A 16,964-nucleotide genomic window follows, 5' to 3' on the forward strand; every position below is an offset into this window, starting at 1 on the left:
TCTCATGGCATCGGCATATTCAAACGCAGACGAAAAACGGATTATTGCTGGCGGACTGCGCTGCCAATTGCGTTGCGGGGTAGCGGCCATGGCGATGGCTGTGCTGAGTGGTTGCGGCGGTTCGGGCGATAATGGCCCGGTCAGCACTCCCGTACCGCCAGTTGCTGGCCCTCCGCCGCAAACACAGGACCCTGCTCCTACCTCGTCGCAGGCCCCTGCCCCCTCGCCGACCAATTTCAACACCAGCGAATTTCGCCGCTCCGATGGCCCTGATTTTCACAATGCGATGACCGCATGGGAAGCAGGGGCGACGGGCGAGGGCGTCACCATCGGCGTTATCGATAGTGGGATCGACACTGACAGTCCCGAGTTTGCCGGACGAATTGATGCGCGTTCACGCGATGTTGCCGGGACGCGCGGACTTGAAGATGAAGGCGGCCATGGTACTGCGGTGGCGACAGTAGCCGCGGCTGCGCGCAATGGTCAGGGTGTGATGGGTATGGCCTTTGATGCCAATCTGCTGGTGCTGCGCGCCGACTCACCTGGAAGTTGCTCAACCATGTCGGGCTCGGGAAGCACTGGTAATCCGTGCCGCTATACCAACACCGCCATTGCTGCGGGCCTTGATCATGCGGTCAATAGCGGCGCGCGTATCGTCAATATCTCACTGGGCGGTACCAGCCCCAATGCCACCTTGCGCGATGCGGTGGCGCGGGCGACGGCTGAAGGCGTTGTTGTGATCGTTTCGGCGGGCAATGATGGCAATGTCGTTGGCGCTGACGCCAGCGCGCCCAATGCCTTTGCCTCAGGTCTGGCCAATGCCGGTAATGGCCTGGTGATTATTGCCGGATCGGTCGATGATACCGGTGCGATATCCGATTTCAGCAACCGCGCGGGCAGTTTTGGTGCAAGCTTCCTTACTGCCAGAGGCGAGCGCATCTGCTGCGTCTATGAAAATGGCGCGATTGCCAATGATGAGGGCTTTGTCAGCGTCTATAGCGGCACTTCTTTCGCTGCGCCGCAAATTGCCGGTGCGGCGGCATTGCTTGCACAGGCTTTCCCCAATTTGAGCGGCAGTGAGATTGTCGAACTGCTGATGACGACCGCTGATGATGCCGGAGCATCGGGTGTTGATGCGATTTATGGCCGTGGTGTGCTGAATCTGGAAGAGGCGTTCTCGCCGCAGGGGCAGATGAGCCTTGCCGGGACCAGCATGGCTCTCTCGGCTTTTTCCCGTACCGGCATGACGTCAGCCGCCATGGGCGATGCAGCACAAACCGGCCAGGGGCTTGGCGCGGTGATATTGGACGGGTTTGATCGTGCCTTTGCGGTTGATCTCGCGCGGTCGGTGCAGACAGCGCAGATTGAGCGCAAGCTGACCCCGGCGCTGATCCCGATGGGGCGTAACCGGGTTGCCAGCGGTGGCGAGACTCGCATTGCGCTCACGGTTTCCGAGCGGCCCGACAGCCCGACACTGGTTGAGCGGCTGCGGCTTTCGGGGCGCGATGCCGATCGAGCGCAGATTCTTGGTGGCTCGATCATCACCAAGATTGCGCCGAAAACCGGGTTTGCTATTGGCCTGAACAGCAGTGCCCATGGCCTCACCGCCCAGCTTCAGGGCGCATCAGGCCCGGCGTTCCTGGTCGCCGATAATGGCAGCACCCGGTTCGGCCAGTTGCGCATCGTCGATGGATCGGTTGCGGTGCGGCAGAGCTTTGGTGGTTTTTCGGTAACTGCCTCGGCGGAAAGCGGCGACGCCTTGATGGCCGGGGATGATCTGCTTGGCCGTTTGTTCTTCGGTGACGCCATGCAGCCCAATGATGCACTGGATCGGCAGCGGTTCAATAATGGCTATCGCAGTGCCTCGCTTGCGCTAGACCGGCGCTGGCAGCTACCCGGTGGCGGTTTGGATACTGCCTTGGCTGTGAGCTGGGTTGATGAGGCGGAAACCATTTTGGGCGCGCGCTTTGATCCGGCCTTTGGCGCCAATGGCGCGACCAGCCTGTTTATCGATGCGCGCTTTGGTCTCGACCTGCCCGATCGCTGGCGCTTTGGCGGCGAATGGCGTCAGGGCTTCACCCGGGCGCGGGCGGGCGGCATGATGGCAGGGACTGGCGAGATGCTCAGCACCGCCTTTGCCTTTGATGTGTCGCGCCGCTCCATGTTCCGTAAGCATGACCGGCTGGCGCTGCGCTTCTCACAGCCGCTGCGGGTAAGCCGGGGCGGCGTCGATTTCCTGCTGCCCATTGGCTATGATTATGCCAGTGAGAGCGCGCAATTTGGCCTAAGCCGCTTCAATCTGGCTCCGCGCGGGCGTGAGCTGGTGGGAGAAATTGCCTATAGCATGCCGCTTTGGGGCGGGGCGCTGTCAGGCAATGCCTTTATCCGCCAGGAGCCCGGGCATTTTGCAACGGCCGAGGACGATATCGGGTTGGCGCTACGCTATGGCTTGAATTTCTAGGCCGGGCATTCTCCGCGCCATTCGCTTTGAACCGCAGGGTCTGGTTCATCCGCCTCGCATTCATGGCGCAATGCCGCCAAGCGATCCGGATCGAGTTGCCGCAACCCCCATATGGCCGCGCCGCGCACTATCGCGCTGTCATCGCCGACTAGGTGCGCCAAGGCGTCGGCGAAGCGGATATTGCCGCTATTCCCGGCGGCAATACAGGCATTGCGCACGATCCGGTCGCGCCCGGAGCGCTTGATCGCGGAACCGGCAAACACACTGGCAAAGCTCTCTCTATCGAGCGTCAACAACGCATCAAGATCGGGGAGGACAAATTCTGCGCGCGGCAGAAAGGCGCGGTTGCGCTGCGCTTCTTCAGCAAATTTGTTCCATGGGCAGGCGGCAAGGCAATCATCACAGCCATAGACATGATTGCCCACGGCGGCGCGAAATTCATGCGCAATCGGGCCGCCATGCTCAATGGTGAGATAGGAGATACAGCGCCGTGCATCGAGTCTGTAGGGGGCAGGAAACGCCTTTGTCGGGCAGATATCGAGACAGGCGCTGCAACTGCCACAGCTGTCGCGTCCGGCACCGCTGGCGGGCAGATCAAGATTGGTATAGATTGCACCAAGGAACAGCCAGCTGCCATGGCTATAACTAACCATATTGGTGTGTTTCCCCTGCCAGCCTAACCCAGCAGCCTCAGCCAGCGCTTTTTCCATCACCGGCGCGGTATCGACAAAAACCTTCACTTCTGGCGTTTGGTCGGGATGGCTGCACCCATGTTCGTCTATGATCCAGCGCGCCAGCGCCTTGAGCGCCTTTTTGACATGCTTGTGATAATCGCCGCCCTGGGCATAGACCGAGATCAGGCCATTATCTCTATGCGCCAGACTGTCGAGCGGGTCATGATCGGGGGCATAGCTCATCCCCAGCATGATCACCGATTGGACATCGGGCCATAATGTCGGTGGCTGGGCGCGCTGGTCCTTGCGGCTGTCCATCCACAGCATTTCGCCATGGCATCCCTGGTCAATCCATTGATGCAGCCGCTCGCCGACTTGGGGAGACAATGTTGCGGGAGCAATACCGATATCGGCAAAACCCAGCGCCAAGGCTTCGGCACGCAGCCGGCCCACAAAGCCGTCCATCGGTGGCGCGGTGGCAAGATCGGCACCGTTTAACTTTTTCTTGCCGCTTGCCATGCTACCTCGCTATTCCCCATTGCCATCAGCGTGTCAGGCCACAGCCTCGGCCATATCGAAGGGATTTGTGAGTGTCAGATTATGCCATTGAGGCGCACGGGCTTGTCAAGAATTTTGACGATGTCCGCGCCGTGGACGGAATTGACCTGACGGTCCCCAAGGGCAGCATTTTGGGCATATTGGGCCCCAATGGCGCGGGCAAAACCACGACCTTGCGGATGTTGCTCGGCATTATTGACCCGGACGAAGGCGGCTGTCGGCTTTTGGGCCATGAACGCCCGCTCGATGCGGCGCATGATGTTGGCTATCTGCCAGAAGAGCGCGGTCTTTATCCAGCAATGAAAGCATTTGACGCCATCGCCTTTATGGGCGCTTTGCGCGGCCTGCCGTTGGCTGAGGGCCGACAGCGCGCGCGGGTGCTGCTTGATGAGGCGGGTCTGGGCCATGCTGCCGACAAGGAAGTGCGGATGCTCTCCAAGGGCATGGCGCAGACGGTGCAACTGCTCGGCACCATTGTCCACCGCCCCAAGCTGATTGTGCTGGATGAGCCATTTTCCGGGCTCGATGCGCTCAATCAGGCGAAGCTGGAGCGATTGATCCGCTCGCAAGCGGAAGCCGGGGTGACGGTGATCTTCTCCACCCATGTCATCGCCCATGCCGAGCGCCTGTGCGAGGATGTCGCGATTATCGCGGGCGGGAAGATCCCCTTTTCCGGCAAGGTTTCTGAAGCGCGCGACCGGTTGCGGCCACAGGTGCGGCTGGAAACGCGCTGTCTGGAAGGCGCATGGCGCAGCGCCATTCCGGCTGAATGCCAGCCCGAGGGCCATTTCTGGCACTTCACCCTGCCCGAAACCGGGGTCGAGCCGCTGCTCAAGGCGTTGGTCGAGGGCGATGCCGGGGTGCAATCACTAGCGATTGAGCGGCCCGGTCTGCATGATGCCTTTGTCGCCATAGCCGGAGAAGCGGCGGCAGCGCAGATGGAGCGCGATCAGGAGGAGGAAGAGGCATGAACGAGACCATTCGCGCCGCCTGGGTTATTGCCCGTCGCGATTTTGCCGCGATCGTCTTTTCCAAGGCGTTCTTTTTCTTTCTGCTGGGGCCACTCTTCCCGGTTGCTCTGGGTCTGGCGGCGGGTGGCCTGACGCAGCAGGTGGCGCGCGACATTGACCAGCCGACCGCGGCGCTGCTTATGGCCGATGAAGACGCTGCCGCGATTGCAGAAGCCCATGCGACCCTGACTGAGCAACTAGGCGAGCGCCGTCTGCCCGCGCTGGAACGCATCGCGCCGGATGGCAGCGGCGAGGCCCAGATTGCCGCGCTGCTCAACCGGGGCGAGGGCGATGACAAGAGTCTTGATGCTGTGCTCTCAGGCGATCTTTCCAAGCCGGTATTGACCGCGCCCGCTGCCTTTGCCGAGCGCTGGGAAGGGCAATTGGCCTTGCTGATGGACTATGCGCGCTCCGGCAAGGTCGCCACTGGCCCACCATTGACCCAGAATATCGTCACCGATTCCAGCGGCCTGCAGCAACAGCGCCAGCGCCTCACCGCGCAATTGGCGCAGGGGCTGCTCTTCCTGCTCACCATGTTGCTGGCCGGCATGGTGCTATCCAATCTGGTCGAGGAAAAGACCAACAAGATTATCGAGATTCTGGCCGCGGCCATCCCCATCGATTCGATTTTTCTCGGCAAGCTTTTTGCCATGCTGGCCATGGCGCTGATCGGCATTGCGGTATGGATGGTGTTTGTCATTGGCGGGATCACGCTGTTTGGTGATGGCCTGCCGCAATTGCCAACGCCTGCTGTCGGCTGGCCGCTGTTTATCATGCTTGGCTTTGTCTATTTTGCCATGGCCTATTTGCTGCTCGGCTCGCTTTTTCTCGGCATTGGCGCGCTGGCGACCACGGTGCGGGAGGTGCAGACATTATCAATGCCCGTCACCATGGCGCAGGTGCTGGTGTTCTTCCTCGCCGCCTATTCGGTGCCGCGCACCGGCGAATGGATCGAATGGAGCGCGGTGCTGTTTCCGTTAAGCTCCCCCTTCGCCATGCTGGCGCGGGCGGCGCAACAGGGCGATGTGCTGCAGCATATCCTTGCCCTGGGCTGGCAGATTGGCTGGGCGCTGCTGATCATCCGCTTCGGCGCGGGAATCTTCCGCCGCAATGTCATGAAATCGGGGCCGGCAACGACAAAAACCGGATTCCTGGCTGCCTTTGGACGCGGCTGATCGCAATCCTGTCTCCAGTTAAGGCTAAGGAAAGGGTTGCGATAGAATAGTTTGCGTCAAAGGTATTGACATTATTGTCAATACAGACAGACTGGTTTCGAAAAGCAACTTAAGATCGTCCTGACAGGATGATAATAGAGAATCGAAAAAGATGACCGCTGACCAACAGCGGCGCTTGAGGATATAGCTTGATAGGAGAGAAGATCATGGCCAGCCAAGCGGCAATTGATACGTCAGGACTTACCAAAGCCCCAACCGCGGTTGAGGCGCTGAAAAACTGGTATAGCAACAATCCACAGACTGAAGAGGAAGACGCCAATCCGCGCGATGTCAGCCGGGCCGTGCTGTACTCCAAGGATTTGTGGCGCGCGCCCTTTGCCGAGATGCGGGCCAATGCGCCGATCAACAAGGTCGAAGACTCCTTTTACGGCCCTTATTGGAATATTACCTCGCACAAGGTGATCCAGCATGTCGAAGCTCTGCCCGAGCTATTCTCTTCCGACATCAGCAATGGCGGCATAACCATCGCCGAGCCGCCCGAGGAACGGGAATTTGATATGCCGATGTTCATCGCCATGGACCGGCCCAAACATACCGGCCAGCGGCGCACTGTCGCCCCGGCCTTTACCCCGGCCAAGATGAAAGACATGGAAGCCGAGATTCGCGCACGCACCGGCGAAGTGCTCGACAGCCTGCCCTGGGACGAGGAATTTGACTGGGTCGACAAGGTGTCGATCGAACTGACCACCGGCATGCTGGCCATCCTGTTTGATTTCCCATGGGACGATCGCCGTCTGCTGACCTTCTGGTCCGATTGGGCCGGCGATGTGGAACTGACACGCGCCCGGGAACTTGAGGAAAAGCGGCGCGAAATCCTGTTTGAGATGGGCGGCTATTTCATGCAGCTGTGGAATCAGCGGGTCAATGCCGAGCCGACGCCCGATCTGATCTCGATGATGATCCATAGCGAAGCGATGAATGATATGGATTTCCATGAGTTTATGGGCAATCTGGTGCTGCTGATTGTCGGCGGCAATGACACGACGCGCAACTCCATGTCGGCGGTGGCCTATGGCCTGACCCAATTCCCCGAACAACGCGCCAAGCTGCAGCAAAATCCTGATCTGATCCCCAATGCGGTTCAGGAGATTATCCGCTGGCAGACTCCCTTGTCGCATATGCGCCGCACCGCGACCGAGGACACCGATCTGTTTGGCCATGAGATCAAGAAAGGCGACAAGCTGATCCTGTGGTATATTTCGGCCAATCGCGATGAAGAGGTGTTTGAGGATGCCGACCAGATCATCGTTGATCGTCCCAATGCCCGGCGCAACCTCTCTTTCGGCTATGGCATTCACCGCTGTGTCGGCGCGCGTCTCGCCGAATTGCAGTTGCGGGTTCTGCTCGAAGAAATGGCGGCGCGGCGGATGCAGGTGGATGTCACCGGTCCGGTCGAGCGGGTCCATGCCTGTTTCGTCCATGGCTATCGCGAAATGCCGGTGAAGATCAGCAAATATTGATCCGGGCATTCATTCTGTAACCCTGATCACATCACTGGCGAACTCCTTGCTGGATGACTATATCCTGCAAGGACAGATATAATGGCAACAGAACGCAGACATATATTGGCCGGATTGGCCGCAGGCGGTGTTATCATGGCCGGGCTGGGCGTGAGCCGCATCGGCATCGGTGCCGCGCCTGCCTCGGCCAAAGGCAAACGCTTTCCCATTAGCCGCAGCGATGCCGAGTGGAAGAAGCGGCTTACCCCGATGCAATATTATGTGCTGCGTCAGGAAGGCACTGAACGCGCCTTCACCAGTCGGTTGAATAAGGAAAAGCGCAGCGGCACTTTTCTCTGCGCCGGATGCAATCACCCCGTGTTCCGCTCTGCCGACAAATATGACAGCGGCACCGGCTGGCCCAGCTTCACCCGCGCAGTAAGCGCCAATATTGGCACCAGCACCGATTACAAGATCGGCGTGCCGCGCACCGAGGTCCATTGCAGCCGCTGTGGCGGCCATTTGGGCCATGTGTTTAACGATGGCCCAAGACCGACCGGCAAGCGCTGGTGCATCAATGGTGCGGCGTTGAGATTCCGGCCAGCCTGATTGCGCCTTTGCTGTCCTACACTAAATTGGGCTGCTATATTTAGCGGGCATTATCCTCGCCCCTGCCGCTTATGCCGCACTCCATTTCCAACATAATGTCCAACACAGCCACGTATTTCTGCGGCGTTCTAGTGGAACCTTTGTAACTTTCGTCAAGCCAGCTTGACGCTTTCCATCAAATTTCGGCCATCAATCCAAGGCTATCAATCCTCAGGCACCGCCTTTTGCTGCCATAGCTCGATTTTCACGCCATCAAGATCCATGATCCAGGCAAATTCGCCATAGCCTTCATCGACATGATCCAGCACCTCGACATCGCGTGATTTCAGCAGGGCGATAAAGCCTTGCAGATCATCGACCCGCAGATTGATCATAAAGCGCTCATTGCTGGGTTTGAGATATTCGCCATCGGTGAAATGGCTGATCAGGCTATAGGGAGATTCGCCCGCTTCTTCCGACCATTTGAGCAAGGGGCCATATTCGCCATCCAGCCCCAGCTTGTCGCGATACCAAGCGCGCGTAGCTTCCGGGTCTTTCACTATATGGAATATGCCGCCCAGTCCGGTGATTTTTGCCATAGCTCTGTCCTCCCCTATGGGAAGGATAACATAGACAGAGCCTATTTGCCCTTAAACTTCTGCGCGATGACATACCATTCGGACGAGCCTTTGCGGCTGGCCGGGGGCTTGGCATGTTTGACGGTGGCAAAGTGGCGCTTCAATTGCGCCAGCAGATCGGCATCGGTGCCACCGGCAAAGACCTTGGAGACAAAAGCGCCACCGGGCGCGAGATTCTGGATGGCGAAATCCGCCGCTGCCTCGACCAGACCCATGGTGCGCAGATGGTCGGTCTGCTTATGCCCGACTGTATTGGCGGCCATATCGGAGAGCACCAGATCAGGCGCCGCACCCAGCGCCTCGGTGATCATATCGGGCGCATCATCGTCCATAAAGTCATGCTCGAAAATGGTGACGCCCTCAATCGGATCGGTGGGCAGCAGATCAATGCCCACAACCTTGGCCTTGGGTGATGCCGCACGCACCAGCTGCGCCCAGCCGCCGGGTGCAATGCCAAGGTCAACCACATGCCGCGCCTGGCGCACAAAGTTGAAGCGCTCATCAAGCTCAGCCAGCTTATAGGCTGCGCGCGAGCGATAGCCATCGGCCTTGGCGCGTTTGACATAGGGGTCATTGAGCTGGCGTGTCAGCCAGCGCGCCGAGGATTCCTTGCGGTTGCGATTCTTGCGCAGCCGCTTTTCCGAGTCGGCACGGCCGCGATTGGAAGAACGCGCCATGGCCTAGCTTTTCTTTGGGGTGCGCCCGCGCCCGCGATTGCCAGAGCGGTTCCTGGAGCGGCTCCGGCCATTGCCCTTGGCTTTGCGGCCGTTCGTCGATTTGGGCACAGAATTGGCAGCCATCAACCCGCGCAGAATCCCTTCCCGAATCCCGCGATCCGCGACGCCGAGCCGTTCGGCTGGCCAGATATCGAGAATCGCCTCAAGGATGGCGCAGCCGGCAATCACCAGATCGGCCCGTTCCTTGCCGATGCACGGCACATCGCGCCGCTCATCAACATGCATCGCCCCCAGCTCCTGGCTGATATCGCGCATCGATTGCGCCGGGACGATCAGGCCATCAATCGCCGAGCGGTTATAGCAGGGCAGTTTGAGATGCAGGCTGGCCAGTGTCGTGACCGTGCCGCTGGTGCCGAGCATGCGATAGCTGTCGCCGTCCTTGTGCGGTAGCCGTTTGGCAAATTCGCGGAAGCTCTCCAGCGCAGTTGCGCGCATCTTCTCATATCCGGCAATCCGGCTTTCGCTGCTGCTGGCATCAACGTCTACGCTTTCGGTGAGCGAAACCACGCCATAGGGGACGCTGACCCAATCGCGGATTTCCGGTGCGCGGCCATCGGTATCGATCAGCACCAGCTCGGTCGATCCGCCGCCAATATCAAAGATCAGCGCCGGGCCTTGCCCCGGTTCAAGCAGGATATGACAGCCCAAGACCGCCAGCCGCGCCTCTTCCTCGGCGCTGATAATGTCGAGCATGATGCCGGTTTCGCGGCGGACGCGCTCGATAAATTCCTCGCCATTGCTGGCGCGGCGACAGGCCTCGGTGGCGACCGAGCGGGCGAGCACAACATTGCGACGTTTGAGCTTGTCGGCACAGACGGACAGGGCGGCAACCGCGCGGTCCATCGCCTGTTGGCTGAGCTTGCCTTCACCGGCCAGTCCTTCACCGAGCCGAACCACGCGCGAAAAGGCATCGACGACAACAAAGCTGTCGCCTGCCGGTTTGGCGATCAGCAAGCGGCAATTATTGGTGCCCAGATCAATCGCGGCATAGGCGCGGCGGGCGCGGGCAGGGCGGTTGTGGCGATTGAGATTATGCTGCGCGGGTGACCGTGGCTGACGGTTGTTGCTGCTTGCCGGATTTCCGGCCTGTATTTGTGCATCCGTTGATGAGGACCGGGCCTCAATAGGGGAAGCACTTTGCGGGTCCGCACCGGATGCCATGGGCGATTGACGCTCCACCATGGCACTTACTCTTATCTCATCAGGGCGGAACATTCCGCCTCCACTTGAAAGCCAAGTTAACGGCATGACCTGCATCCCGCAACCATTTTGCGTGTCACGGATCGGGACAGCCGGGTGAATCGCTTGACAGGCGCAGAAGAGCGCGATAATTGCCGCGCCTCTTTGCCCCGTCGTCTAATGGCAAGACTACGGACTCTGACTCCGTCAATCGAGGTTCGAATCCTCGCGGGGCATCCAGCCTGTAATCGATGGTTTAGCGTGTTAGCCCGTTTAGCTTTTCGCGCGCCGTCTCATCATCGGGGACGATGGCGAGCAGCCGTTCTAGCCTTGCGATGGCGATTTCGCGATTGCCCAGTGCTTCGGCTATCTCAGCCGACAACACCAGCCCCGGCGGATAGTCATGCACATAATCGGGCATGGACTGCAATATGTCATTGGCACCACGATAGTCCTCGCGCGCAAACGCCAGACGGGCTTTTTGATATTGCAGGAATGGAAAACCGGGATGCTCTGCTTCGGTTTGCGCGATCAGCTTCTCTGCGGCATCATAATTGCCCATATCAATCTCCACCCCGACAATATTGGCGAGCGGGACAGCATGGCCCGGGTAGCGCTTGGCAATATTGGCATAGCGTGTTTTGGCGCCCGTCAGATCCTCATCAAGGATCTGCAACTCCGCCTGCACCAGTAACGCTTCATAATTGTCATCATCACGGGCGAGGGCGTTGGTGGCAGCGGTGCGGGCCAGCTCGTCGTCGCCGCGGGTTATGGCATCGCGTGCCACAAGCGCGTGAAGATCAGCATTGTCATTATGACGCTCCAGTGCCTCGGCAAAAAGATCGGCATTGTCGTCAAGCGTGCCATTCTCGCGATGCGCCCAGATCAGCATGCGGTACATCTCGCCATTGCGCGCCTCTGGCGCGATCGGTTCAAGCCGGTCAATCGCCTTTTGTGGTACGCCACGCATGATATCGCTATGCGCGAGCAACGCGGAACGGGTGGCGTCATCGGTGCCATTATCGGAGATTTTGCCGATAGCAGCCTGCGCCGCCAGTCCATCGCCCAGCGCCAACATGGTACGGGCATAGAGCAGATTGGCAGCATCATCATTCGGGCTGTTATCGAGCAGATTGAGCAGGTGAATCCGCGCGGTGCGATAATCATTCGCGGCAAAGGCGGTTTGGGCATCATCCATGGTCGATTGCGGCCCGATGCCGCAGGCGGGCAGCATCGCGATCAGCAGTGCAGGCATCAGCCATGCAAAGACGCGCTGCCATGTCGGGGAGAGGGCTGTCTGGTTCATCTTGGTCAGACTAGCCACATTTGCTGAAGAATCCATAAAACAAAAGGGGCTGGACACAGGCCCAACCCCTTTCGTGTCTTTCGAAGCCATAGGCTTGTCGGTGATTAGTCCGATTGCTTTTTCTTCAGCAATCGGCGTCCGCCAACCAAGCCGCCTGCGCCCAGTCCAAAGAGCAACAGTGCCCCCGGTGCCGGGACTGGCGTTCCGCCGGTTGAACCGCCGGTTGAGCCACCAGTGCTGGTGCTGCTGGTCGAGCTTGAGGCACCCGAACTCGTGCTGGTCGATGACGAGGTTGAGGTCGAAGTCGAGCTGGAAGTTGAACCGCCGCTAGAGGTCGAGCTGGTTGAACCGCCGGTGCTTGTGCTGGTTGAGCTTGAGCTTGAAGACGATGACGAGCTGCTGCCTGAGGAACTCTTGGACCCACCGGTAGAGCTTTTCGAGCCACCGGTTGAACTCTTGGAGCCGCCCGATGAGCTTTTCGAACCGCATTTGCTCGACCAGCGACCGCATTTGCTGCTCTTTGACCAGCCATAGGTGCGGCCATAGTTGCGATCATCATCGTCATCATCATATTCGTAATCATCATCATCGGCGTACGCGGTATCGGCGGTCGCCAGCAAGCCACCGGAAGCACCTGTGGCAACCATTGCGCCTATCGCAACAGCCTTGGTGAGTTTCGCATATCTCATTTCATGCCCCTTTGTTGAAGCTTACCCAATATCCTGTGGATCCGAATATTTCGTTTCCCTCACCCAATGGTAAAGCATGTGGCGTGCCAGAATCGGGAAAGCCCTGAAAAGCCGGGCTTTGCAATGGTTAACGGCTATGAACGGCCTGCATGAATTGTCAAAGATTCCGACAATTGCGGCGCGAAATCAGGTCCAGATTCCCAGCATATGGGCATAGGGCGTGATATGCGTATTGGCATATTTGTCGAAGGCTTTAGCCTTTTTGGGGTGCGGGAAATGGTTGCCGCTGATCGATACGCGCTTTTCCTGGCTCATATTGCGCTTGGTGTAATGCGGCGCATAGGAGGGGAAGAGCAACAGCGTGCCCACCTCAGGTTCCAGCTGAACATGATTGCGCCGCGCCACTGCCTCCAGCACAAACACAATCGCGCCGCTATTTTCCGGATAGTTGCTGTAATAAACCCAGGAAATGCCATCGGGCCAGTCATTGCGGATATGGGTGTGATAATCGGTATTCTGCCCCGGATTGAGAATATGGCCCCAGGTCTCGCAATCCTCCAGATCCTCAAAATGCGGATTCAGGCGGCGGATAAAGCCGTCAATCCGCCCCAGCAGCTTGGCGACTTCGGGATGGTCATAGGGCAGCAGCGAGTCCTCGGATTTGGTGTCATTGCTGTCATTGCAACGGCGATCCTCTTCCTTGGCCACAACCGCGCGGGTGATCTCCGCATTGTCGAGATCATGCCCGATCGGCACCCGCAAATGACCGACAGACAGCAGCGGCTCATAATAGGCAAACGGGTCTTCCTCAAAGGCGATCAGATCAGGCTGAGTCACGGGCTGCATTGTGTTCATAATGGGCTTTCTCGCTCTTGTTTTCCGCGACCATACTAACGCCAAGCCTTTAAGCTTTGGTTTAGCATAGCCGTGCACCATAGACACCGGATTGACCATGGAGTGTATAGCGGCCAGAAAAGGCCATGGTCAAAAACCCTGCGTCATCCTCCGCTCCCGCGATCTGCCCGCGCCGCAGCGCGCTCTATATGCCCGCCAGCAATGAACGCGCCCTCGCCAAGGCGCGGACCTTGGATTGCGATGTGGTGATTTTCGATCTGGAAGACGCGGTCGCGCCCGATACCAAAGAGGTAGCGCGGGAGACCTTGGCACAGGCACTGGCTGAAGCCGATTATGGCCATCGCGAGCTGGTTTTGCGGGTTAATGGCCGTGATACGCCATGGTTTGCCGATGATCTGGCACTGGCCGCGCGTCTGTCACTTGATGCCGTGTTGCTGCCCAAGGTTGGTAGCCCTGATGATGTGCATGCGCTGGCGGAAAGCATGGCGGCTATGGGTGTTGCGAAGACTGTCGCGCTATGGGCGATGATCGAAACGCCAGCGGCGATTTTGGCGTTGGGTGATATCGCTGGCAGCGCATCAGACACCGGACTTTCGGCTTTTGTTGTCGGGACCAATGATCTTGCCAAGGACATGCGGCTACAGGCTGATGCCGAGCGCACCGCCTTTCAGATGGCGCTTTCAACCACGGTGATGGCTGCCCGGGCGCATGGTCTGGTCGCGCTCGACGGCGTGTTTAACGGCATTGGCGATGCCGATGGACTGGTGCGTGAGGCAGAGCAGGGCAGGCGTTTGGGCTTTGATGGCAAGACGGTGATTCATCCATCACAGATTGAAGCCTGCAATCAGGTTTTTGCGCCTGATCCCGACGCGCTCACAGAGGCGCATGCGATTATCGCGGCTTTTGCCGAGCCGGATAATGCCGATAAGGGCGTGATCAGTCTGAACGGCAAGATGGTCGAGCGATTGCATCTGGCCGAAGCTGAGCGGCTGGTGGCGGAAGCCGAGGCGATCGCGACGCGCTAAAAGCTTCCGTTCGTGTCGAGCGTAGTCGAGACACAGTACTCTACTTGCCGCGGCCTCTCGACTTCGCTCGAGGCGAACGGATATACTGGTCACTTCGCTAGATCAAAATTCCGCCCACTCGCCGCCACCGGCATATTTCTTCGCGACCTTGCCATCACCATCCATATGAAAAAGATGGACCCAGCCATGGTCTAGCAAATGGCGGACATGATCATGGCCTGCGATGATTTTATTCATCGCGTCAATCGGCGCTTCGATGATGACGTTAAGCCGCATCGGTTCGTGGATCAGCTTCTCGCCATCATGCAGCGATTGCCAGGAAAGCCCGGTGCGCAGATCGCCGCCATGGCCTTCCAACACGCCGACCTTGCCGACCACATTGTGCAGTGTCTTGTCGCCACAACCAAAGGTGACATTGTCGACGGTCGAGGCATAATATTGCAGGTTGATCCAGCTCGCGACCACCATCGGCGCGGTCATGATCAGTTCCAATATCGCCTTTTCGCTATCGGCTTCGGCATCATAATTGTGCAGGAAGGCACGGCCGTCGAGATTGATATTCTGCGTCCGCTTGCGCGGTGCGGCGATGAAAGCAGCGCATCCGGCGAGACCCCATTCGGGACGCACCTGACTCCAGTCATTGGAGCGCGCCAGCACTTCCTCGGTGATGCTGACATCGCTGCGCAGATTGAGCTTGGCGGCGCGCTCGCGGCGGGTGGTTTCGCCAGCGGTTTTCAGCGCCTGCTTGAGCTGCTTCAGCTCATCGCGATGGCTGTCGGGAATGCCACAGGTATCGAACAGCACCACTTCATCGGTGGTGGTGTCATGCAGGCCGGCGACGAAGATGGTATCGTCGGGAATGATCTGACCGCGTTCGGCGAGACCGGCGCGCACTTCGGGATCATTCAGCAGCATCACCGAGACCCGGGCGTTGGAATCGCCGGCATGGCCGCCACAGGCACCGCAATCGAGGCCGCTGGCATGGGGGTTGTTGACACTGGTTGAGCCATGGCCGGTGAGCACCACCAGCCGCGCCAGATTGCTGGTCAGCGTCATGCCGCCGAGCATGCCAGCGGCCAGATCAACGCGCTCTTCGACCGGAATGCCGGTAGCATTATGATAATGCTCCAGCGTAGGCGCGAGCTTATCGGCCATATCCTTGCCAACGCCGCGCTCTGCCGGATTGGGGCCGGGACGGGTAACGCCCAACGTATCGGTAATCAGCTTGGAGGCAAAACCAAGGCCGAGTGTTTCGACAAAAGCGAAAGACGAGATCGCCCCCATTTTGAGCGCATACCATGCCGCGCGGGTCGCCTCGCTGATCCGCTTGGCGCCTATGATTTTCTCGTTCTTGTCAGCATCGCCGCTGCTCTCGGCGATCTCGAAACCGGGGTTGAGCAACACCGGGCATTGCAGTGCGCCATCCTCTGCGCCCAGAGGTACATATTCAATCGCGGCACCAAAGAAACCGGCGAAGCCGATGGTCTCCATGCCCGGCATCGCGGCTTCGAGTGCGCGGCGATAGACTTCGGAGCGGACATCAATGCAGAACACTGCCTGTGCTGCAGGGCGGGTGTCGCCGCCATCGTCTTTTTGCGCGTTGAGCTTGCCGACCAGGTCTGTCTGCCAGCTGAGCTCATAGGCATTGTGCACGGCATGCAGCAGTGCCAGCCAGTCACCATTTTCCCGGCCCTGCGCTTCGGCCAGCGCCACTGCCCATTGGTGCTGTTCCTCAGCTGTTGCCGTCTTCCACAAAGCCCAGTCCCAGGCGAGGCGGATCGCCAGCACCTGCATCACACTGTCATTGCTCTCGCCTTTCAGCTCAAAGCCCCAGGCGATATAGCGGGCATAGCTCGCCCAGCCATTGATGCTCATCAGCAACCGGTCAAACACCATTTCCAGCTGGTCAGCGCTGAGGCCCATATCGGTTGCCATCTCGGCAATTGCCTGTTGTGGATCATCAGGCAGAGCGTTGAACAATGGACGCAGACCCTTCAGACCGGCAATATTCGGGGTCTTGTCGATGCTGGCAAAGGTCTTCCACGCGGCAAAAATCGAGGTGCCAAGATCGGGCCGCCAATCAGCCTGCCCCTCGTCAAAATGCGCCATTGCCCAATGCGAGATGCGATCGACAAGAAAGCTCTCAATCGCCCAGCCGCGAGTCTCGTCGAGCAGTCCGGCCATGGAAGGTGCCTGATTAAGCTCGGCGTCCATCACCGTCAGTCTGGCGACCACCGCATCGGTGCGCTCGTCAATGTTCGCGGCTTTGAGCGCAGCGGTCAGAGCCGCGTCATCTATGCGGCCGGAATCAATCGCTTCGATATATTCAGTGGGCGCAAGCGTCAGCGGCGAGCCGGCGCTTTGGCCCAGCCATTCAGCAGCGCTCAGAAAGCTTTTATCGGCAATGCCGAAATAGGGATTTACCGCGACGAAATGTTTGAGCGGCCAACAGGGTGCGATACGCACACAGGATGTGGCAATTGCTTTCTCCAGTGCTTCAGCGGGAATATGCATCACTGCCGAAGCAGAGGCGGGCAGGTCTTTTACGGCCTGAATGGCGTTCATGGTCA

14 protein-coding genes and 1 tRNA gene are annotated in these 16,964 nt (G+C 59.0%); 8 read left to right on the forward strand and 7 right to left on the reverse strand.

The window, feature by feature from the left end; genetic code table 11:
- Positions 1 to 4: 4 nt before the first annotated feature.
- Entirely contained in the window at positions 5 to 2,461 is a 2,457-nt protein-coding gene (locus tag RB602_RS01765; RefSeq protein WP_317082401.1) for a S8 family peptidase, read from the forward strand.
- Here the strand turns inward: RB602_RS01765 and queG are convergent.
- Complete coding sequence (gene queG, locus RB602_RS01770) at positions 2,458 to 3,600, reverse strand: tRNA epoxyqueuosine(34) reductase QueG (RefSeq protein ID WP_317084618.1); 1,143 nt, start codon at positions 3,598 to 3,600, stop codon at positions 2,458 to 2,460. The genes RB602_RS01765 and queG overlap by 4 nt on opposite strands.
- 125 nt (positions 3,601 to 3,725) lie before the next feature.
- Between queG and RB602_RS01775 the strand changes: the two genes are divergently transcribed.
- The 4 genes from RB602_RS01775 (at position 3,726) to msrB (ending at position 7,986) form a co-directional block, all read left to right on the forward strand.
- Entirely contained in the window at positions 3,726 to 4,664 is a 939-nt protein-coding gene (locus RB602_RS01775) for an ABC transporter ATP-binding protein (RefSeq protein ID WP_317082404.1), read from the forward strand.
- A complete protein-coding gene (locus RB602_RS01780; protein ID WP_317082405.1) occupies positions 4,661 to 5,878 on the forward strand; it encodes an ABC transporter permease in 1,218 nt (405 codons plus the stop codon). Before RB602_RS01775 ends, RB602_RS01780 begins: the two co-directional genes overlap by 4 nt.
- A gap of 206 nt (positions 5,879 to 6,084) precedes the next feature.
- Positions 6,085 to 7,398, forward strand: coding sequence for a cytochrome P450 (locus RB602_RS01785; RefSeq protein WP_317082407.1), 1,314 nt, complete (start codon positions 6,085 to 6,087; stop codon positions 7,396 to 7,398).
- Positions 7,399 to 7,479: 81 nt separating this feature from the next.
- Positions 7,480 to 7,986: a peptide-methionine (R)-S-oxide reductase MsrB gene (msrB, locus tag RB602_RS01790; protein WP_317082409.1), complete on the forward strand. Its 507-nt coding sequence runs from the start codon at positions 7,480 to 7,482 to the stop codon at positions 7,984 to 7,986.
- A gap of 203 nt (positions 7,987 to 8,189) precedes the next feature.
- On the opposite strand, the gene RB602_RS01795 is transcribed toward msrB, so the two are convergent.
- Genes RB602_RS01795 through RB602_RS01805 form a run of 3 tightly spaced genes read right to left on the reverse strand, consistent with a single transcriptional unit; the run spans position 8,190 to position 10,522 of the window.
- Positions 8,190 to 8,564, reverse strand: a complete 375-nt coding sequence (locus RB602_RS01795) for a VOC family protein (protein WP_317082411.1) — start codon at positions 8,562 to 8,564, stop codon at positions 8,190 to 8,192.
- A gap of 41 nt (positions 8,565 to 8,605) precedes the next feature.
- Complete coding sequence (locus RB602_RS01800) at positions 8,606 to 9,280, reverse strand: RlmE family RNA methyltransferase (protein WP_317082413.1); 675 nt, start codon at positions 9,278 to 9,280, stop codon at positions 8,606 to 8,608.
- 3 nt (positions 9,281 to 9,283) lie between these two features.
- Positions 9,284 to 10,522, reverse strand: coding sequence for a Ppx/GppA phosphatase family protein (locus RB602_RS01805; protein ID WP_406568428.1), 1,239 nt, complete (start codon positions 10,520 to 10,522; stop codon positions 9,284 to 9,286).
- Between the two features lie 163 nt (positions 10,523 to 10,685).
- On the opposite strand from RB602_RS01805, the gene RB602_RS01810 reads away from it, so the two are divergent.
- Positions 10,686 to 10,759: transfer RNA gene (locus tag RB602_RS01810), tRNA-Gln, on the forward strand.
- A gap of 16 nt (positions 10,760 to 10,775) precedes the next feature.
- Here the strand turns inward: RB602_RS01810 and RB602_RS01815 are convergent.
- Positions 10,776 to 11,825 carry a tetratricopeptide repeat protein gene (locus RB602_RS01815; RefSeq protein ID WP_317082419.1) on the reverse strand — a complete coding sequence of 350 codons (1,050 nt, stop codon included), beginning with the start codon at positions 11,823 to 11,825 and terminating at the stop codon, positions 10,776 to 10,778.
- A 234-nt stretch (positions 11,826 to 12,059) separates the two neighbouring features.
- Here RB602_RS01815 and RB602_RS01820 point away from each other — a divergent pair, with 234 nt between their 5' ends.
- A complete protein-coding gene (locus RB602_RS01820) occupies positions 12,060 to 12,359 on the forward strand; it encodes a hypothetical protein (protein ID WP_317082421.1) in 300 nt (99 codons plus the stop codon).
- 341 nt (positions 12,360 to 12,700) lie between these two features.
- On the opposite strand, the gene RB602_RS01825 is transcribed toward RB602_RS01820, so the two are convergent.
- Positions 12,701 to 13,369, reverse strand: a complete 669-nt coding sequence (locus RB602_RS01825) for a putative 2OG-Fe(II) oxygenase (protein WP_317082423.1) — start codon at positions 13,367 to 13,369, stop codon at positions 12,701 to 12,703.
- A gap of 125 nt (positions 13,370 to 13,494) precedes the next feature.
- Here RB602_RS01825 and RB602_RS01830 point away from each other — a divergent pair, with 125 nt between their 5' ends.
- Entirely contained in the window at positions 13,495 to 14,394 is a 900-nt protein-coding gene (locus tag RB602_RS01830; protein WP_317082425.1) for an HpcH/HpaI aldolase/citrate lyase family protein, read from the forward strand.
- Positions 14,395 to 14,496: 102 nt separating this feature from the next.
- Here RB602_RS01830 and RB602_RS01835 read toward each other — a convergent pair whose 3' ends face one another.
- The gene (locus RB602_RS01835) at positions 14,497 to 16,959 is read right to left on the reverse strand and encodes a YbcC family protein (protein WP_317082427.1); all 2,463 of its coding nucleotides are present in this window, start codon (positions 16,957 to 16,959) and stop codon (positions 14,497 to 14,499) included.
- Between the last annotated feature and the right edge of the window lie 5 nt (positions 16,960 to 16,964).

Origin of the sequence: Parasphingorhabdus sp. SCSIO 66989 (assembly GCF_032852305.1) — a bacterium.
Lineage (GTDB): Bacteria > Pseudomonadota > Alphaproteobacteria > Sphingomonadales > Sphingomonadaceae > Alterisphingorhabdus > Alterisphingorhabdus coralli.

Coding starts and splice junctions, on each gene's coding strand:
- RB602_RS01765 (WP_317082401.1), top strand. CDS start 5: ATGGCATCGGCATATTCAAACGCAGACGAAAAACGGATTATTGCTGGC.
- queG (WP_317084618.1), bottom strand. CDS start 3,600: ATGGACGGCTTTGTGGGCCGGCTGCGTGCCGAAGCCTTGGCGCTGGGT.
- RB602_RS01780 (WP_317082405.1), top strand. CDS start 4,661: ATGAACGAGACCATTCGCGCCGCCTGGGTTATTGCCCGTCGCGATTTT.
- RB602_RS01785 (WP_317082407.1), top strand. CDS start 6,085: ATGGCCAGCCAAGCGGCAATTGATACGTCAGGACTTACCAAAGCCCCA.
- msrB (WP_317082409.1), top strand. CDS start 7,480: ATGGCAACAGAACGCAGACATATATTGGCCGGATTGGCCGCAGGCGGT.
- RB602_RS01795 (WP_317082411.1), bottom strand. CDS start 8,564: ATGGCAAAAATCACCGGACTGGGCGGCATATTCCATATAGTGAAAGAC.
- RB602_RS01800 (WP_317082413.1), bottom strand. CDS start 9,280: ATGGCGCGTTCTTCCAATCGCGGCCGTGCCGACTCGGAAAAGCGGCTG.
- RB602_RS01805 (WP_406568428.1), bottom strand. CDS start 10,522: ATGGTGGAGCGTCAATCGCCCATGGCATCCGGTGCGGACCCGCAAAGT.
- RB602_RS01815 (WP_317082419.1), bottom strand. CDS start 11,825: ATGAACCAGACAGCCCTCTCCCCGACATGGCAGCGCGTCTTTGCATGG.
- RB602_RS01825 (WP_317082423.1), bottom strand. CDS start 13,369: ATGAACACAATGCAGCCCGTGACTCAGCCTGATCTGATCGCCTTTGAG.
- RB602_RS01830 (WP_317082425.1), top strand. CDS start 13,495: ATGGTCAAAAACCCTGCGTCATCCTCCGCTCCCGCGATCTGCCCGCGC.
- RB602_RS01835 (WP_317082427.1), bottom strand. CDS start 16,959: ATGAACGCCATTCAGGCCGTAAAAGACCTGCCCGCCTCTGCTTCGGCA.